The sequence below is a fragment of the Pseudomonas sp. Tn43 genome (assembly GCF_014192635.1).
Lineage (GTDB): Bacteria > Pseudomonadota > Gammaproteobacteria > Pseudomonadales > Pseudomonadaceae > Aquipseudomonas.
Genome location: NZ_JACHYG010000008.1, coordinates 142,794 through 161,187, shown reverse-complemented (window position 1 = coordinate 161,187; position 18,394 = coordinate 142,794). Strand labels below are relative to the sequence as shown.

16 protein-coding genes and 1 pseudogene are annotated in these 18,394 nt (G+C 59.8%); 9 read left to right on the top strand and 8 right to left on the bottom strand.

Going from position 1 to position 18,394, the window contains the following annotated elements; genetic code table 11:
- The first annotated feature begins 26 nt into the window (after positions 1–26).
- Together yedA and FHW68_RS20915 are read left to right on the top strand one after the other, a co-directional pair.
- Positions 27–953 carry a drug/metabolite exporter YedA gene (gene yedA, locus FHW68_RS20920; protein WP_095633873.1) on the top strand — a complete coding sequence of 309 codons (927 nt, stop codon included), beginning with the start codon at positions 27–29 and terminating at the stop codon, positions 951–953.
- A 78-nt stretch (positions 954–1,031) separates the two neighbouring features.
- Positions 1,032–2,366, top strand: a complete 1,335-nt coding sequence (locus tag FHW68_RS20915; RefSeq protein ID WP_183682831.1) for a DEAD/DEAH box helicase — start codon at positions 1,032–1,034, stop codon at positions 2,364–2,366.
- 66 nt (positions 2,367–2,432) lie between these two features.
- Here the strand turns inward: FHW68_RS20915 and FHW68_RS20910 are convergent, their stop codons facing one another.
- Together FHW68_RS20910 and FHW68_RS20905 are read right to left on the bottom strand one after the other, a co-directional pair.
- Entirely contained in the window at positions 2,433–3,680 is a 1,248-nt protein-coding gene (locus tag FHW68_RS20910) for a TIGR03862 family flavoprotein (RefSeq protein WP_183682827.1), read from the bottom strand.
- A 282-nt stretch (positions 3,681–3,962) separates the two neighbouring features.
- Entirely contained in the window at positions 3,963–4,883 is a 921-nt protein-coding gene (locus FHW68_RS20905) for a histone deacetylase (protein WP_183682824.1), read from the bottom strand.
- Between the two features lie 90 nt (positions 4,884–4,973).
- Between FHW68_RS20905 and FHW68_RS20900 the strand changes: the two genes are divergently transcribed.
- From FHW68_RS20900 to FHW68_RS20890, 3 genes are all read left to right on the top strand, one after another.
- Positions 4,974–5,543, top strand: coding sequence for a GNAT family N-acetyltransferase (locus tag FHW68_RS20900; protein WP_183682821.1), 570 nt, complete (start codon positions 4,974–4,976; stop codon positions 5,541–5,543).
- A 106-nt stretch (positions 5,544–5,649) separates the two neighbouring features.
- Positions 5,650–6,519, top strand: coding sequence for an acyl-CoA thioesterase II (tesB, locus tag FHW68_RS20895; RefSeq protein ID WP_095633869.1), 870 nt, complete (start codon positions 5,650–5,652; stop codon positions 6,517–6,519).
- The gene (locus FHW68_RS20890; RefSeq protein WP_183682818.1) at positions 6,516–7,109 is read left to right on the top strand and encodes an HAD family hydrolase; all 594 of its coding nucleotides are present in this window, start codon (positions 6,516–6,518) and stop codon (positions 7,107–7,109) included. The genes tesB and FHW68_RS20890 overlap by 4 nt, the downstream gene beginning before the upstream one ends.
- Before the next feature lie 116 nt (positions 7,110–7,225).
- Here the strand turns inward: FHW68_RS20890 and FHW68_RS20885 are convergent, their stop codons facing one another.
- On the bottom strand, positions 7,226–8,185 hold the full coding sequence (locus FHW68_RS20885) for an N-acetylmuramoyl-L-alanine amidase (RefSeq protein ID WP_183682815.1): 960 nt from the start codon (positions 8,183–8,185) through the stop codon (positions 7,226–7,228).
- Positions 8,185–9,078, bottom strand: a complete 894-nt coding sequence (locus tag FHW68_RS20880; RefSeq protein WP_095633866.1) for a neutral zinc metallopeptidase — start codon at positions 9,076–9,078, stop codon at positions 8,185–8,187. Before FHW68_RS20880 ends, FHW68_RS20885 begins: the two co-directional genes overlap by 1 nt.
- Positions 9,079–9,322: 244 nt before the next feature.
- On the opposite strand from FHW68_RS20880, the gene FHW68_RS20875 reads away from it, so the two are divergent.
- Both FHW68_RS20875 and FHW68_RS20870 read left to right on the top strand, forming a co-directional pair.
- The gene (locus FHW68_RS20875; RefSeq protein WP_183682812.1) at positions 9,323–10,099 is read left to right on the top strand and encodes an IclR family transcriptional regulator; all 777 of its coding nucleotides are present in this window, start codon (positions 9,323–9,325) and stop codon (positions 10,097–10,099) included.
- 134 nt (positions 10,100–10,233) lie between these two features.
- Positions 10,234–11,115 (top strand): annotated as a pseudogene (locus FHW68_RS20870) (DMT family transporter); the annotation flags it as partial.
- A 49-nt stretch (positions 11,116–11,164) separates the two neighbouring features.
- On the opposite strand, the gene FHW68_RS20865 reads toward FHW68_RS20870, so the two are convergent.
- A complete protein-coding gene (locus FHW68_RS20865; RefSeq protein ID WP_095633863.1) occupies positions 11,165–12,502 on the bottom strand; it encodes an MFS transporter in 1,338 nt (445 codons plus the stop codon).
- Between the two features lie 492 nt (positions 12,503–12,994).
- Between FHW68_RS20865 and quiC the strand changes: the two genes are divergently transcribed.
- Both quiC and FHW68_RS20855 read left to right on the top strand, forming a co-directional pair.
- Positions 12,995–14,896, top strand: a complete 1,902-nt coding sequence (gene quiC / locus FHW68_RS20860; protein ID WP_183682805.1) for a 3-dehydroshikimate dehydratase QuiC — start codon at positions 12,995–12,997, stop codon at positions 14,894–14,896.
- Positions 14,897–14,999: 103 nt separating this feature from the next.
- Positions 15,000–15,677 carry a TetR family transcriptional regulator gene (locus FHW68_RS20855; RefSeq protein ID WP_095633861.1) on the top strand — a complete coding sequence of 226 codons (678 nt, stop codon included), beginning with the start codon at positions 15,000–15,002 and terminating at the stop codon, positions 15,675–15,677.
- A 109-nt stretch (positions 15,678–15,786) separates the two neighbouring features.
- Here the strand turns inward: FHW68_RS20855 and FHW68_RS20850 are convergent, their stop codons facing one another.
- The 3 genes from FHW68_RS20850 to FHW68_RS20840 form a co-directional block, all read right to left on the bottom strand.
- Positions 15,787–16,641, bottom strand: a complete 855-nt coding sequence (locus tag FHW68_RS20850) for a shikimate dehydrogenase (RefSeq protein ID WP_095633860.1) — start codon at positions 16,639–16,641, stop codon at positions 15,787–15,789.
- A gap of 5 nt (positions 16,642–16,646) precedes the next feature.
- Positions 16,647–17,087, bottom strand: coding sequence for a type II 3-dehydroquinate dehydratase (gene aroQ / locus FHW68_RS20845; protein WP_008070016.1), 441 nt, complete (start codon positions 17,085–17,087; stop codon positions 16,647–16,649).
- Positions 17,088–17,265: 178 nt separating this feature from the next.
- Entirely contained in the window at positions 17,266–18,177 is a 912-nt protein-coding gene (locus tag FHW68_RS20840; protein ID WP_183682802.1) for a LysR family transcriptional regulator, read from the bottom strand.
- Positions 18,178–18,394: the final 217 nt, after the last annotated feature.

Sequence of the window (18,394 nt, the reverse complement as noted above, 5' to 3'; positions counted from 1 at the left end):
CTCTTTGTCTTGTTCTCGAGCTGCCCATGCCTGGCCTACGCCGTTTTTCCTTACCGTTGATCGCTGCTTTTTTCGCGCTGTACGTGATTTGGGGATCGACCTACCTGGTGATTCGCATTGGCGTGCAGTACTGGCCGCCCTTGTTGCTGGCGGGTATCCGCTTCGTGATCGCCGGAACATTGATGTACGCGTTCCTGCGCTGGCGGGGTGCCCCGGCACCGACGTGGGCGCAATGGAAAGCGGCGGGGATCATCGGGATTTTGTTGCTGACCTTCGGTAACGGTGCGGTGAGCGTGGCTGAACACACCGGTGTCGCCTCCGGCGTTGCCGCGTTGGCGGTGGCGACGGTGCCGCTATTCACTTTGTTGTGTGGATATTTCTGGGGCGCGCGTAATACCCGTCTCGAATGGGCCGGGATCATGCTCGGGCTGATCGGTATCGCCATGCTCAACCTGGGTTCCAATCTGCAATCGAGCCCGTTGGGCGCGGCGTTGCTGGTGTTCGCGGCAGCGTCCTGGGCGTTCGGTTCGGTGTGGAGCAAACACTTGCCGTTGCCACAGGGCGCGATGGCCAGTGCGGTGGAAATGCTGGTGGGTGGCGTGGTGTTGTTGATCGGCAGCGCGGTAAGCGGTGAGCATCTGGAGGCTATGCCGCCGATCGAAGGTTGGGCCGCCTTGGCCTATCTGACGCTCTTCGGTTCGATCATTGCCTTCAACGCCTATATGTACCTGCTGAAACACGTGCGTCCGGCGGCGGCCACCAGTTATGCCTACGTCAACCCGGCGGTGGCGGTGTTGCTGGGGATTGTGTTCGTTGGCGAGACCATTGGTATCGAGGAAGCGCTGGCCATGGCAGTGATCATCAGTGCCGTGGTGTTGATCGGGTTGCCGCAGTGGCGCCGTGGTGCCGATCGGCCTGGCGTAGTGGTGCCGACAGAATCCCGCGCGAATTAGGGTAAACTGCGCGCCATTGCATCTTGTTTTGCACACTTGTTTTGAAAAACCCGCGCTGAATTTTCCTACGGTACTCCCATGACTTTCGCCACCCTTGGCCTGATCGAACCCTTGCTGCGCGCTCTCGAGACGCTCGGCTACCAGACCCCTACGCCGGTGCAGACACAAGCGATTCCGGCGGTGCTGGCCGGTCGTGACCTGATGGCCGCCGCCCAGACCGGCACCGGCAAGACCGCCGGTTTCGCTCTGCCGTTGCTGCAATTGCTGGCCATGGAAGGGCCGAAAGTCAGCGCCAACTCCGTGCGCGCACTGATCCTGGTGCCAACCCGCGAACTGGCTGAGCAGGTTCACGAAGCCGTGCGCCAGTATGCCGAGAATCTGCCGTTGAGCACGTACGCGGTGTACGGCGGCGTCAGCATCAACCCGCAAATGATGAAGCTGCGCAAGGGCGTCGACTTGTTGGTGGCGACTCCGGGCCGCTTGCTCGACCTGTTCCGTCAGAACGCGCTCAAGTTCAATCAGTTGCAAACCCTGGTGCTGGACGAAGCCGATCGCATGCTCGATCTGGGCTTTTCCGAGGAGCTGGGGAACATTTACCGCGTATTGCCGAAGAAGCGTCAGACGTTGTTGTTCTCTGCCACGTTCTCCGATGCGATCCGCCTGCTGGCCGGGCAAATGCTCAACGACCCGCTGAGCATCGAAGTCAGCCCGCGCAACGTCGCTGCCAACACCGTCAAGCAATGGGTGGTGACGGTGGACAAGAAGCGCAAGCCGGAGCTGTTCATTCACTTGATGCGCAAGGGCAAGTGGAAGCAGGTGCTGGTGTTCGCCAAGACCCGCAACGGCGTAGACGCGCTGGTGGAAAAACTCCAGGGCCTGGGCATCAATGCCGACGGCATCCACGGCGACAAACCTCAGGCGACCCGTCAGCGGGCACTGGATCGTTTCAAGGCCAGTGAAGTGCAGATCCTTGTCGCCACCGACGTGGCAGCGCGTGGTCTGGATATCGAAGATTTGCCATTGGTGGTCAATTTCGACCTGCCGATCGTGGCCGAGGACTACATCCATCGTATCGGTCGTACCGGCCGTGCGGGCGCAACCGGGCAGGCGATTTCGCTGGTGTGTGCCGATGAGGTGAATCAGCTGTCTGCCATCGAGATGTTGACCCGTCAGACGCTGACTCGTCAGATGGAGCAGGACTTCGAGCCTGAGCACCGCGTGCCGGATACCGACGCCAGCGGCCAGGTGATCAAGAAGCCGAAAAAACCGAAGAAGCCAAAAACCTCCAGTGGCGGTAAACGCAACCTGGGTAAATGGGTCGAGAGCGGTGACGCTTCGGCGCCGGAGCCTTCGATCAAGCCTGTGCGTAAAGTGCCGGTGTTTAACACCGGGCCGCGTAAGCGTAAGCCGTAAAGAAGCAGTTATAAGCTATCAGCTGCAAGCGGCAAGCAGAAATGCGCCCGTCTTGCAGCTTGCAGCTTATAGCTTGCCGCCGGCCTTGAGCCATTCCACCATCCCCAACCCCGCTGCTCGCCCACTGGCGAAACACGCGGTCAGCAGATAGCCGCCGGTCGGCGCTTCCCAATCGAGCATTTCCCCCGCGCAGAACACGCCGGGCAGTTGCTTGAGCATCAAACGTTCATCCATCGACTCGAACATCACGCCCCCCGCGCTGCTGATGGCTTCGTCCAATGGCCGGGTTTTCACCAGCGTCAGCGGCAATGCCTTGATCGCTTTGGCCAGCAGCGCCGGATCGCTGAAACAGTCGGCCGGTGTCAGCTCTCGTAACAGCGCCGCTTTCACGCCATCAAGCCCAAGCTGACTGTGCAGGTGTTTGGCCATGGAACGGGAGCCGCGCGGTTTGCTCAGCGCAGACTGAATTTTATCCACAGGCTTGCCCGGCAACAGGTCGAGGTGAATGGTCGCCGAGCCGTGTTGATTGATCGCTTCACGGATCGGCGCCGACAGGGCATAGATCAGACTGCCTTCAATTCCCGTGGCGGTGATCACACATTCTCCAAGTCGCGGTACATCGTCATTGAGGCCAATGGCGATGTTTTTCAGCGGGGCGCCTGCGAATTTGCTGACCATCAATTCGCTCCAGGCCTGCACCTCGAAGCCGCAATTGCTCGGTTGCAGCGGCGCCAGTCCGACACCGCGCTGTTCCAGTGCCAACATCCAGGCACCGTCCGAACCGAGGCGCGACCAACTGCCGCCGCCGAGGGCCAGCAGGGTGGCATCGGCTTGAACGGTTTTTTCGCCTTCAGGGCTGTGGATGCGCAAGTCACCGTTGTCATCCCAACCGAGCCAGCGATGGCGGGTATGGATAACGACGCCGGCATCGCGCAGGCGTTTGAGCCAGGCGCGCAACAGGGGCGCGGCTTTCATGTCGGTCGGAAACACCCGCCCGGAACTGCCGACAAAGGTTTCGATGCCCAGGTCATGAATCCATTGGCACAGCGCGTCGGCGCCAAAGGATCGCAGCAGCGGCGCAATTTGTGGCGCGCGTTCGGCGTAGCGCGAGAGAAACGCCGGGTAGGCTTCGGAATGGGTGATGTTCATGCCGCCGACTCCGGCGAGGAGGAATTTCCGCCCCACTGAAGGCATGCCGTCGTACAGGTCGACCTTGATTCCGGCCTGGCTCAGCACTTCAGCCGCCATCAAACCGGCGGGGCCGCCGCCGATGACAGCGACGTGAGGGAGGAGGGAAGTGGAGGGCTGGGTCATGGAATGCGCTGCGGTTTGGCGGAATGAAGGCGGGCATTCTAGCAGCGCACGATCACTGTGGGAGCGGGCTTGCCCGCGATAGCGGACTGTCAGGCAACAATGATGTTGAACATACCGGCCACATCGCGGGCAAGCCCGCTCCCACAGGGATCATTGGTGTGTTCAAGAGCTGATCAAAAAACAACCACTCCGTTGCACGCTATAGGCAGCATGGCTTGCAAGCCCTTTCACTCAGGTTATCCACAGGCGGTTCCACAGGCATTGTGGGTAAAGACCCACACATCAATGACAACCTGATGACTGCCACACCCGTTGGGCGCTGTGGTGGAGGATGCCATGACGGCGTGCCAGGGCCTTGCGGTCTTTGCTGTAGCCGCCGCCAATCAGGCCGACCACCGGAATATCCCGGCCCAGGCAATGACGCATCACGCTTTCATCGCGAGCGGCGACGCCTTCGTCTGTCAGCTTCAGATAACCCAGGGCGTCGTCCTTATGCACATCGACGCCGGCGTCGTACAGCACCAGGTCCGGTTGGTAGAGCGGCAGCAAATAATTGAGGGCATCGTCCACCACTTTCAGGTAATCGGCATCGCCCATGCCCATCGGCAATGGAATGTCCCAATCACTTTCGGCTTTGCGTGCAGGAAAATTCTTTTCGCAGTGCAGGGAAACGGTGATCGCCTCAGGGGTGTTGTGCAGGATTCGTGCAGTCCCGTCACCCTGATGCACATCACAGTCGAAGATCAGCACCCGATTCACTCGGCCACTTTCCAGCAGGTAATGGCTGATCACCGCCAGGTCATTGAAGATGCAGAACCCGGCGGGATGGTCGTAATGTGCGTGGTGGGTGCCGCCGGCCAGATGACAGGCCAAACCATGCTCCAGTGCCTGTTCGGCCGCCAGCAGCGAACCGCCGACCGCCCGCACGGTGCGCCGGGCCAGCGCTTCACTCCAGGGCAGGCCGAGGCGTCGTTGATCTTCGCGGGACAATTCGCCGCCCATGTAGCGTTCGATATACGCAGGGTCATGGGCGAGGGCGAGAATCTCTGGCGGGCAGAGGTCCGGGCGCAGCAGGTCGGCGTCGTGGGCCAGGCCACTGTCCACCAAGTGATCGCGCAGCAGGCGAAACTTGTCCATGGGGAAGCGGTGATCCGCCGGGAACTCGGGGCTGTAGTCTTCGTGGTAGATCAGTGGCAGAGGCATGGCAGATTTATACAGGAAGGCAGGTAGGAATGAGTGAACGATCCTACCAGCGATGTAGACTTGCGGCATGGAAACGGGGGAGGAGGCACGATGGAGCCGATACTGGAACTCGAAAGCGCACGACTGTTGTTACGGCAGTGGCGTGATGAGGATTTGCCGGCGTTTGCGGCGATGTGCGCCGATCCACAAGTGATGCGTTATTTTCCGGCACCCTTGAGTCGAGTGGAAAGTGCCTCGTTGATCGGGCGTATTCGCGGGCATTTTGCCGAGCATGGTTTCGGCCTCTGGGCACTGGAGCGCAAGGACACCGGGGCGTTCATCGGGTTTACCGGGTTGGGTGTGGTCGGCTTCGATGCGCCATTCACGCCGGCCACTGAGATCGGCTGGCGCCTGGCGCGCGAGCACTGGGGCCTGGGCTATGCCGGTGAGGCGGCGTGGACCGCTCTGCGCTGCGGGTTTGATCGGTTGGCACTGCAAGAGGTCGTCGCATTCACCACAAAGACCAATTTGCCATCCGTGAAAGTCATGCAAGCGATAGGCATGCACCATGCCCCCGCCGATGACTTCGAGCACCCGCGGCTTGCAGCCGATCATCCGCTGCGTCCCCACGTGCTGTACCGCATCACCCGTGAGCAATGGCTGCAAACCTTGCATGGATAAGCAGGCGCGGACGTTTACAATGGCCCTCATGTTGAAGCGGGCCATAAACTGAATCGACCGCCGCAGCCAAGACTGCGCGGCATTGCGTTGTGTGAGGAGAGTCTGAATGAGCCAAGTGTTGGAAGATCTGGTAGACCTGCTGACCCTGGAACCGATTGAAGAAAACCTGTTCCGTGGCCGCAGCCAGGACCTGGGTTTTCGCCAGTTGTTCGGCGGCCAGGTACTCGGCCAGTCCCTGTCGGCGGCCAGTCAGACCGTCGAGGCGGCGCGCCATGTGCATTCGATGCACGGTTATTTCCTGCGCCCGGGCGATGCCAAATTGCCGGTGGTGTATCAGGTCGATCGGGTGCGCGATGGCGGCAGTTTCAGCACGCGCCGGGTGACGGCGATCCAGAAGGGCCATCCGATTTTCACCTGCAGCGCCTCGTTCCAGTACGATGAAGAAGGCTTCCAGCACCAGACTGAGATGCCGCAAGTAGTCGGCCCGGAAAACCTGCCATCGGAGCTGGAACTCACCCAGCTCCAAGCGCACCTGATCCCCGAGCACATGCGTGAAAAACTGCTGTGCCCGAAACCGATCGAAGTCCGGCCGGTGACCGAGAAAGACCCCTACAACCCTCAACCTTCCGACCCGGTCAAATACGTCTGGTTTCGCGCCGATGGCGCCTTGGCGGACACGCCGGCGCTGCACAAATACCTGCTGGCCTACGCGTCGGACTTCGGTCTGCTGACCACCTCGATGCTGCCCCATGGCAAATCGGTCTGGCAGAAAGACATGCAGGTCGCCAGCCTCGACCACGCCTTGTGGTTCCACGCAGACCTGCGCGCCGATGACTGGTTGCTGTACGCCATGGACAGCCCGTGGGCCGGCAACTCGCGCGGATTCTCCCGCGGCAGCGTGTTCAACCGTGCCGGGCAACTGGTGGCTTCGGTCACTCAGGAAGGCCTGATTCGCCATCGCAAGGATTGGGCATGAGCCTGGCCCAGGTGCGGCACTGGGTGTTCGACATGGACGGCACCCTGACAGTGGCCGTGCACGACTTCGCGGCGATTCGCGTGGCGTTGGCGATTCCAGCCGAACACGACATTCTCACCCACCTCGCTGCGCTGCCGGCCGATGAAGCTGCGGCCAAACACGCGTGGCTGCTGGAGCACGAGCGGGATCTGGCGTTGGGTTCGAAACCGGCGCCGGGCGCGGTGGAACTGGTGCGTGAGTTGGCCGGGCGCGGGTATCGCCTGGGCATCCTCACGCGCAATGCTCGTGAGCTGGCGCATGTCACGCTGGAGGCCATCGGCCTGGCTGATTGCTTTGCGGCAGAGGATGTCCTGGGCCGCGATGAAGCGCCGCCCAAGCCGCATCCTGGTGGATTGCTGAAACTGGCCGAAGCCTGGAAAGTGCCGGCGAGTGAAATGGTGATGGTCGGCGATTACCGCTTTGATCTGGATTGCGGGCGTGCGGCGGGGACACGGACGGTGCTGGTGAATCTGCCGGATAATCCGTGGCCTGAATTGACGGATTGGCATGCAGCCGATTGCGTGGCGTTGCGGCAGATGCTTTCGGCTTGAGGGCCTCTTCGCGGGCAAGCCTCGCTCCTACAGGTGATGTGACGTTCCTTGCTCACACCGCCACCTGTAGGAGCGAGGCTCGCCCGCGAAAGCGTCAGATCAGACACCACAAAAACTCACTGACCAAACAACACCTTCTGCCCCTCAGGCGAGGTCAACATTCCATCCCCATCATGCCCGACCCCGGGCACTTCGATCAGTTGCTGACTCAGCCCTTGTGGATGGCGCCGTTTCAGATAATTGAAATAGTGGCGGCCACGAATCAATCGAGAAGCACCTTGGGCTTTGGCCTCGCAACTTTTATCCAGCTGCGGATGATTCGGGTCGACGTCCTGCTGCCCGAGTAAATAAACGATGTCGCGTTTGACGTAGCTTTCTTCGAGTTGCGCAGGTGTTTGTCCCTCGGTATAGGCGGGCAGATCCGCCAGCCCGTACGTCCAGCGATTGAAATCCGGACATCTCGCGTGACTGAACGCCACCGGCCGTTGCTCATTGAAGTACGCGTACGACGAAGCATTGGCGATCACGTAGCGCACCTTCACGCCCTCCGCCTCGAGGGCTGGCTGAGGGTGGCTCAGCAAGGCATAACGTTGAACCACCTGAGCGCCGTCGGAATGGCCGGCGATGACGATTTGCTTCACGTCCGGAAACTGTCGCCGATCACCCAGGCGCGCGATGATTTCGTCGAGCGCCGCATAGGCGCTCAGCGTAAACGGCGCGGTGGATAAACCGCCGGCCATCCAGTCATTGCCTTGCCAGCGTAAAACGCTGTCCGGTACCGGATGGCTCGCGACGTCGGCTTCGTTGAGAAACTGCGGGGCGAGGACCAGGGTGTTGGCGCTTTGCCCGGCTTGCTCGGCAGCGCGTTCGGCGCTTTGGCGATAGGTTTCAGCATCGCGTAATTGACCATGGACGATGATCAGCACGCGTTCGATTTTTTCCGGTGTCGGGCCCAGGCTGACTGCGATTTCCCCGGCGCTCAACAGCAAACGCCCGGAACTGATCGCCTTGACCCCTTGCTCGGCAGCCTGGGTGCTTGCGCAGGTAATCAGCAGAGCCAGCAGCCACTTGCGCATCACAGATTCTTCGCCGCAAAGGTGTCGCACTGGCCGACCTGGCCCTGTGCGAACCCGGCCTTGAACCAGCGCACTCGCTGGGCCGACGTGCCGTGGGTGAAGGAGTCCGGCACCACGCGGCCCTGACCTTGCTGTTGCAAGCGGTCGTCGCCGATGGCGTTGGCGGCGTTCAAGGCTTCTTCGATGTCTCCGGGTTCCAGCCAGTTCAGACGTTTTTGTGCATTGTGGGCCCAGACGCCGGCCAGGCAATCGGCCTGCAATTCCTGACGCACCAGCAAACCATTGTCGCCTTCCATCTGCCGGCCCTGTTGGCGAGCGGCCTGAATCTTCGCGGAAACGCCGAGCAGGGTCTGCACGTGGTGCCCGACTTCGTGAGCAATCACGTAGGCCTGAGCGAAGTCGCCGGCGGCGGAAAAGCGTTGGGACATCTCTTGAAAGAAACTCATATCGAGGTAGACCTTCTGGTCAGCCGGGCAATAGAAAGGACCGGTCGCCGAAGTCGCCAGGCCGCAGGCTGAGTTGACGCGGTTGCTGAACAGAATCAGGGTCGGGTCTTTATATTGCCGATCGGCTTGCTGGAAAATCTGGCGCCAGGTGTCTTCGGTATCGCCGAGGATCGAGCGCACGAATTCGGCCCCTTCATCATTGGCCGGTGGCGCCTTGCGGGTTTGGGTGGGGGCCGGGGCTGACTGCTCGCTCATTTGCCCGGTCAGTTGACCGAGGATTTGCAGCGGGTCCTGGCCGGTGATCCAGCCGATCCCGACGATCAACAGGATCGCCGTCAGGCTCAGGCCCTTGCCTCCACCAAAACGCATACCACCGCCCCCACCACCGACATCATCGCCACGGGCATCGACCACGTTGTCGCTGCGTCGGCCTTTTTTCCAAAGCATGGGGGATCCTCTTTTTTGCCTGATGAAGGCGCATGGTGATGAGTGTTGCCGGTGAGTAGGTATGGCGCCAGTCCGGTCGTCTGACAGCCCTTGGCGCCAGGGGTTCTCGTCAGTGGCGACATTAGCGATTTCAGGGACGGACGGGTACTGCAGGTTCGGTCAAGCTTGCTGCGGTACAAGTTCCAGATTTTGCTTGCTCTGAGTTGTCTTTTAGAATCAGCCAAATTTCATTTGGAATCTCCCCATGGCAGGCAGTCAGATCGAACGTGTTTTCAGCGTGCTGGAAAGCCTTGCCGGTGAACCTCAAGGTCTACCGATGCAAACTCTCGCCGAGCAATTGGACATTCCCAAGAGCGCGACCCACCGTCTGCTCGCCGAACTGATTCGTCTGGGGTATGTGCGGCAGAATCCGCAAAACCTGCGCTATCACCTATCGACCAAACTGGTCGCGATGGGCTTTCGTTACTTGTCCGGCAGTGGTGCCGACATCGTCCAGCCAGTGCTGGATCGGCTGGCCCGGGAGACCGGCGAACTGGTGCGTCTGGGGGTAATCGAAGGCGAGCGCCAGACCTGGATCGCCAAATCCCAGGGCGCCCGTTCCGGCCTGCGCTACGACCCGGATATGGGGCGCGATGCGCCACTGTTCTATACCGCTTCCGGGCATGCGTGGCTGGCCAGCATGAGCGATGCCGAAGCGTTGTCGCTGGTTGAACGCCAGGCTATCGAGACGCCCGAGGGCCTGGGCCCCAATGCGCCTCGCTCCAACATCGAACTGCTGGAGCGGCTGCGCCTGGCGCGGGAGCAAGGTTATGCCTGGGTCGAGGAAAGTTCGGCGGTAGGCACGTCGGCGATTGCTGCGGTTATCCGTCATCCCTTGCAGGGGCGAGTGATCGGCGTGCTCAGCATTGCCGGACCGAGCGCGCGGCTGCCAGGAGCGCGACTGCATGAACTGGCGCCGACGTTGCTGGCTTTCACCCAAGAGCTGTCGGCAGCGAGTCAGGCGTCGGAACTCTTTAGCTGATGGCGCTTGCCCCCATCGATCTGAAGTCGATTAAAAACCGTGCGCTGTTCGCACACTTTCAATCGGTGCAACTATAAGAATCTGGAACCGGGTTCTAAATTACTGGAACTATCCCGCCAGAAGAGAACCTCGCCTTGACGTCGTCTATCAGCACCCCGCTCTGCGGCGTCAATCATCCTTTCAAAGGCATCCTGCTGGTGGTGGTCGCCACCTTTCTGTTTTCCAGCCATGACGCCTTGTCGAAATACCTCTGCGGGTTTTATCCGGTCGTCATGGTGGTCTGGGCTCGGTACGTGATTCATACCTTGTTGATGGCCGGGATTTTTCTCCCGCAATCCGGGTTGCGCGTCCTGCGCACCAAGCGGCCATTGCTGCAGTTGATGCGGGCGTTGTGCTTGTTGGCAACCAGTCTGCTGTTTACCGCTGCGCTGTTGTTCATCCCGTTGGCCGAAGCCACGGCGGTGAATTTTCTTGCACCGGTATTGGTGACGGCGTTGTCAGTGCCACTGCTCGGTGAGCAGGTGACGCGCGGCCAATGGCTGGCAGTGATTTGCGGGTTCATCGGGGTGTTGATCATCGTCCATCCCGGCGGCGAACTGTTCACGCCTGCGGTGTTGCTGCCGTTCTGCTCAGCGCTGTTTTTCTGTTTCTATCAGCTGCTCACCCGCAAGCTCAGCGAAATCGATAGCCCAACCACCAGCAATTTTTTCGCCGGGCTCTGCAATACGTTGGTGATGAGTGCGCTGGTGCCGTTCTTCTGGCAAGTCCCAAGCGTGGGGCATGGAGTTTTGATGGTGGCGCTGGGGGCGTGCGGAATGACGGCGCATCTGTTGCTGACCCAGGCCTTCCGTCATGCAGCGCCCGCGTTGTTGGCGCCGTTCGGCTATTGCCAGATTGTCTTTGCCGGTTTGCTGGGCTGGTGGCTATTTTCACACACGCCGACCCTGACGACGGTGATCGGGATCGTGGTGATTTGCTGCAGCGGGTTGGCAGCGGCGTGGCAACAACGGCGTCGCCAAGAGGAGGGCGGCAGGCCTGGAATCAGGCCTGCCGGGGGAAGGGCGTTTACGCGGTGACGGTAGGAATCTTGCGCGGTGCCATGAAGTACATCCAGATCAGTGCGATGAAGTACATCGCCGGAATCATGGTGAACAGCACGGTGTAGTTGTTGTGGGTGACCGTCAGAATGTGGCCGACCAATTGGGTCATGAACATCCCGCCGATTGCCGCGCACATCCCGCCGAAGCCGAACACCGTACTCATCATGTGCTTGGGCGTGTAGTCCATTACCAGGCTCCAGATGTTCGCGGTCCAGGCCTGGTGCGCACCGATGGCCAGGGAGATGGCAAACACTGCGAGCCACAGGTTGCTCGAGCCGGCGGCCATGACCACGCCGATGATGCAGCAGGCGAACAGGAACATGGACATCAATCGCGCCTTGATCGGGTTGATCCCGCGGCCGATCAGGAACGAGGACAGAATCCCGCCGCCAACACTGCCGAAGTCAGCCGTGAGGTAGATGATGATCAGCGGAATACCCATCTGGGTCACGTTGATGCCCAGGTTGTATTGCTGATTGAGAAACGGCGGCAACCAGTACAGGTAGAACCAGAACACCGGCGCGGTGATCGAGTAGGCGAGGGCGAAGGCCCAGGTGCCACGCATGCGCAGGATTCGCGAGAACGGTACGCGGGATTGTTCCGGCTCGACTTCTTTCTGGATGTAGTCCAGTTCCGACTGTTTGACGCTCGGGTGATCTTCCGGGTTGAAGTACTTCAAACCCCAGAACAACAACCAGATACCGCCCAGTGCTGCCATGCACAGGAACGCGGCTTGCCAGCCCCAGGCGTGGAGGATCAGCGGCAGCAGCATGGGCGTGAACATCGCGCCGACGTTGGTCCCGGCGTTAAAGATGCCGGTGGCCACGGCGCGCTCGCCAGCAGGGAACCACAACCGGGTGGTTTTCACGCAGGCCGGGTAATTCGCCGCTTCAGTCAAACCGAGAATGAACCGGCAGACCATGAAGCCCACCGCCGAAGTGGCCAGGCCGTGAGCGCCAGTGGCCAGGCTCCAGAGCAGCACCGCGCAGAAGAACACGCGTTTGACGCCGACCCGGTCGATCAACCGGCCCTGCAGCACGAAGCCGATGGCGTAGCCGACCTGAAACCAGAAGTTGATGTTGGCGTAGTCCATCGCCGTCCAGCTCATTTCCTTGGCCAGGATCGGCTGCATCACGCCCAGGGCGGCGCGGTCGATGTAGTTCAGGGTGGTGGCGAAAAACACCAGCGCCAGCATCCCCCAGCGGGTTTTACCGACGGCCATGGCGCCGCGGATTTTGTCACCGATGCCGCCAGTGGCGACGCCGATGGCCGGAGCCACGCGAGAGCTTTGAGAAGGAATCATATGTATGTGCCATCCGTTCAATGACTGACAAGCATGGCTTGTCGGGACTTCAAGGGCGCGTGATCAATCGATGGCGCCAGGCGCGGGTGTGATTGATCGGCTGAGGTGTTTTCGTCGGGCTGACGACAACGGGTTATTCAGCGAGCGGCACGCTTCGGCCCAGAGGGCGCAAGGTTCGGATGGACGCCAGGCACGGCGTGAGGGCGGTGGAGCAAGCAAACAAGGCGTTGAATGAGTGCATGAGCGTGTACCCGTTTTTGAAATTTTTATGTGGTGTTCAGGGTCTTTGGTAACCGAGTCCATGGGTTCGTGGCCGGACTCAATGTGGTGTCGATGTTGCGCAGTGGACGAAAAATCGTCAATTCGCCAACCGCCATTGTGTTCGATAATCGCCCGCAAAACTAACCGGGTAGTACACTTTGAATTGCTGTGTGGATTCGTCAAGCCAATAATTTGCCTAACAAGAATGTCCCCACCACCGGGAGTCGACACATGCAGCGTTCCATAGCCACCGTTTCCTTGAGCGGCACCTTGCCGGAAAAACTCGAAGCCATTGCCGCCGCCGGTTTTGACGGCGTGGAGATTTTCGAGAACGACCTTCTCTACTACGACGGCAGTCCGCGGGAAATCAGGCAGATGTGCGCCGATCTCGGAATCGCCATCACGCTGTTTCAACCCTTTCGGGATTTCGAAGGTTGCCGCCGCGATCGCCTGCCACGCAATCTGGAGCGGGCCGAGCGCAAGTTCGATCTGATGCAGGAACTGGGCACTGACCTGGTGCTGGTGTGCAGCAACGCCTCGGCCGATTCGATCGGTGATGAGCGGATTCTGATTGATGATTTGCACCAGCTCGCCGAACGGGCCGCTAGTCGAGGCCTGCGAATCGGCTATGAAGCGCTGGCCTGGGGCCGGCATGTGAACACCTGGCAACAGGTGTGGAACATCGTTCGCCAGGCGGATCACCCAAGCCTCGGCGTGTTGCTGGACAGTTTTCATACGCTATCGCTCAAGGGCGACCCGAGTGCCATCGCCCAGATCCCCGGCGACAAGATCTTCTTCGTGCAAATGGCCGATGCGCCGATATTGGCCATGGACGTGCTGGAGTGGAGCCGGCATTTCCGCTGCTTCCCGGGCCAGGGCGAATTCGATCTGCCGGGCTTCCTCGCGCCCATCATCAAGAGCGGCTACACCGGGCCGCTGTCGCTGGAGATCTTCAACGACGGCTTCCGCGCCGCACCGCCACGGGCCAACGCCGCCGACGGTTTGCGTTCGCTGTTGTATCTGGAAGAGAAAACCCGCCAACGTCTGGAGCAGGAAGCCACGCCCGCAGCCAATCGCGACATTCTGTTCCAAACCCCAAGTGCCAGCGAATACAACGGCATCGAATTTCTTGAATTCGCTGTGGATGAAAACCTCGGCGCCAAGCTGTCCCATTGGTTGGAGCGGCTGGGTTTCGTCAAGGCCGGGCAGCACCGTTCCAAGAGCGTCAGCCTGTTGCGTCAGGGCGATATCAACCTGATCCTCAACTCCGAGCCTTATTCTTTCGCCCACAGTTTTTTCGAGGCCCACGGCCCATCGCTGTGCGCCACCGCCGTGCGGGTCAAGGACAGCGCCAGCGCGCTGGCCCGTGCCGTGGCTTACAAAGGCCAGCCTTATCGCGGCCTCGTTGGCCCCAACGAGCTGGAACTGGCTGCGGTGCGAGCGCCGGACGGCAGTCTGATTTATCTGGTGGACAAGGACGCTGACGTCTACGGCACCGACTTCAACCTGCAACCGACGGCCGTGGCCAGCGGTGGCCTCAAACGCATCGACCACATGGCGATGGCACTGCCCGCCGACAGCCTCGACAGTTGGGTGCTGTTCTATAAAAGCCTGCTGGATTTCGAAGCCGACGATGAAGTGGTGCTGCCCGACCCGTATGGTTTGGTGAAGAGTCGCGCATTGCGCAGCCGATGCAGTTCGATCCGTCTGCCGCTGAACATTTCCGAGAACCGCAACACAGCTATCTCACACGCGCTGTCGAGTTATCGCGGTTCCGGCGTGCATCACATCGCTTTCGATTGCGACGACATCTTTGCCGAAGTCAGCCGCGCCAAGGAGGCGGGCGTGCCGCTGCTGGATATCCCGCTCAACTACTACGATGATCTCGCCGCGCGCTTCGATTTCGACGATGAATTCCTTAGCGAGCTGGCCTATTTCAACGTGCTCTATGACCGCGATGCTCAGGGTGGCGAGCTGTTTCATGTGTACACCGAGCCGTTCGAAGGGCGGTTCTTCTTTGAAATCATTCAGCGCAAAAACGGCTACGCAGGTTACGGCGCGGCTAATGTGGCCGTGCGACTGGCGGCCATGGCCAAATCGCGAAGTGGTGGCGTACGTCAGGCAAAGTTGTAGGAAAATCGTAAACACGGAGACAAAACTGCTGCCTCGCGCCTTCCTTCACCGGGCGCGGCAGCCCATAATCGCCAGCTTGTGCAGTGATGGCCGTGAGCCCGCAATGACAATAATTACAGAACTCTCCGCAGCGCCCGAAAAGCCGATTGCCGAACCTCGCAAGAGTCGCAAGAACAACCCGGAAAAGACCCGTGAGAACATTCTTCAAGAGGCTATTGTCGAGTTCGTTCAGCAGGGACTTTCCGGTGCGCGCGTCGATGCAATTGCCGAACGCATCCACACTTCAAAACGCATGATCTATTACTACTTCGGCAGTAAGGAACAGCTCTATGTCGAGGTGCTGGAGAAACTCTACGGGGATATCCGCAGCACCGAGAACCGTTTGCACCTGGCCGAACTGGCGCCGGTGGAAGCGATTCGCCGTCTGGTGGAATTCACCTTCGATCACCATGATCGCAACGTCGATTTCGTGCGTATCGTCAGCATCGAGAACATTCACAATGCCGAGTATGTGAAGCGCTCCGATGCGATCAAGGCGATGAATAACACCATCCTCGATTCACTGGGCGAGATTTTGCGTCGCGGCTGCGAAGAAGGTGTATTCCGCACCGACCTCGATCCATTGGATGTGCATCTGCTGATCAGCTCGTTTTGCTTCTATCGTGTGTCGAACCGTCATACCTTCGGTGAGATCTTTCAAATCGACTTGCCGGACGAAAGCATCAAGCAGCGTCATCGGGAGATGATTTGCGAGTCGGTTTTGCGATATCTGCAGGCCTGATTTGTAGGTCCCTTAAAAGATCGCAGCCTCGTTTCACTCGACAGCTCCTACAAGTACCCATATCCCTGTAGGAGCTGTCGAGTGAAACGAGGCTGCGATCTTTTGATCTTCAACCATTCATGCTCTGAAAATGCGCCAGCATCCGCTGGGCATCCGGCACCACGCCGCTGAACAATTCAAACGCTTTCACCGCCTGAAATACCGCCATGTTGCCGCCATCCAGTGTTCGGCAACCCAGCGCGCGAGCGTTGCGCAGCAGTTCGGTTTCCAGTGGGAAGTAGACGATCTCCGCAACCCACAGCTGCGCCCGAAGCAGCTCTACCGGTACGGGCATGCCCGGCAGCTTTTTCATGCCCACTGGCGTGGTATTCACCAGCCCGTCTGCCTGGCCCAACGTGCCTGGCAAATCATGCCCGGCCACGGCGCGACCGAAACCAAAATGCTGGTTGAGGTTGTTCGCCAGCGACTGAGCGCGACTTTGATCCACATCGAAAATGCTCAGCAACTGTACGCCTTCGCTCAATAGCGCGTGGGCCACTGCCGCGCCTGCGCCACCAGCGCCCATTTGTACGACGCGCTCAAGAGCAACATCCTGCAAGCCACGGCGAAAGCCTTCGGCAAAACCCAGGCAATCGGTGTTGTGGCCGATGCGTTTGCCGTCCTTGAGCACCACCGTGTTCACCGCACCAATACCGCGGGCTTCCGGCGACAATTCGTCCAGCAGCGGGATGATCGTCTGCTTGCACGGGAAGGTAATGTTCAGCCCGGTGAAATTCATCCGTTCGGCGGCCATCAACAGGTCGGGCAGGGCACTGCTGTCGAGTTTCAACTGATCCAGATCGATCAACCGATAGAGGTAACGCAAGCCCTGCGCATCACCTTCATGTTCGTGCAGCGCGGGAGTGCGGGAAGCTTGAATGCCGGCACCGATCAGCCCGGCCAATACCACGGTGTTCTGTGTCATGACATTTAACCTTCCAAACGATGGCTGAAATGCTCCAGCGCCAAACGATAGCCGTGGCTGCCGAAACCGCACATGACCGCCGTGGCGATGGACGAAACAAAGGAGTGATGCCGGAAGGGTTCACGGGCATGGACGTTGGACAGGTGTACTTCGATCACCGGCAGCTCGCTGGCGACCAGGGCGTCACGAATGGCGACCGAGGTGTGAGTCCACGCGGCCGGGTTGATGACGATCCCGGCGCAGCGGCCACGGGCGGCGTGAATCCAGTCGAGCAATTCGCCTTCATGGTTGGTCTGGCGAAACTCCACTGTCAGGCCGAATTCTTCGGCCGCGCGACCGCACAGTGCAGAAATATCCGCCAGGGTTTCATGGCCATAAGTCGCCGGTTCACGGGTGCCCAGCAGGTTCAGGTTCGGGCCGTTGAGCACCAGAACGATAGGGGACATCGGGTCTCTCCACATATTATTGTTGGCATTGGCCGAGGGTTTCAGCCTGTGGAGAGAAATTGTACTAACCGGTTAATAAGGTCAATTGAAGAGGGTGCCGGGACTGGATTATTTGTGCGGTGATCGGACATGCGTAAAAAGATCGCAGCCTGCGGCAGCTCCTACAGGTGCGATCGTTTCAGCGTGGCAGATGCTCAACCAGAAAATCGATAAACGCCCTTAGCCGCAACGGCACATGGCGGCTTTGCGGGTACAGCAATGTGAAGGGACGGGAACGTCCGCCATAGGGCTTGAGCACTTCCACCAGCGAACCGTCCGCCAGTTCCTTTTCGACGATGAAACGATAGGTCTGAAAGATCCCGGCGCCGCTTTTTGCCAGCGTCACGCCCCCCAATACATCATCGGAACAGCAGTAATTGCCCTCGGCCAAAATCTCCCGAGGCACGCCGTTATCGTTGAACAGCCAGGCGATCCGCCGCCCACTGCTGGGCAGTTCGTACTGAATACATTCGTGCTGAGCCAAGTCATCCAGGGTCTGCGGGGTGCCAGCGCGCTTCAGGTAATCAGGGCTGGCAATCATCACCAGCGCGGCGTCCTCCAACGGCCGTGCAATCAGCCCGGAGTCGGGAATGGCCCGCACACGAATTGCCATGTCATAGCCTTCGCCGACGAAATCGATGTTGCGATTGCTGATGTGTGCCTCGACTTTCACGGCGGGAAAGCGCGCCCTAAACGCAGGCAGCAAGGGCAGGATTCGATGATGGGCATAGGTCGTGGGAATACTGATGCGCAAAGTGCCAGAGGGTTCTTGCTGTTGCCCCATCACTTCGCGCTGGGCCTCGACCAATTGTGCGAGAGCTTCGTGACACTCCTCGAAATAACGCCGGCCACTGTCGGTCAGCTTGACGCTGCGGGTGGTTCGCGCAAACAGCCGCACACCCAAGCGTTCTTCCATGCGTGACACCGAGCGGCTGACGGCGGCCGGGGTCACACCTGCCACCAGAGCTGCTGCGGTAAAGCTGCCGGCTTCGGCGGCCAGGCAAAACAGTTCGATGCTGCCCAGCTGAAGATCGTCGAAATGTCGCTGCATGATTGATTACACCGGAAATCAAATGAAGTGTCTGAGTCTGTATCTATCAAATAAGAGCGCACAAATACAGGGCCTGGTTACCGGCCAGGTATTGGCGATGAAAGGATTGCTTACTCTTTTTTGCCTTGATTGGCGGAGCCCGATCGACCTGGAACGCTAGGCTCAAACGTGGCCAGTTGATCCTAGCGATCAGCGCCACTTATCGGATTCTTCAAGG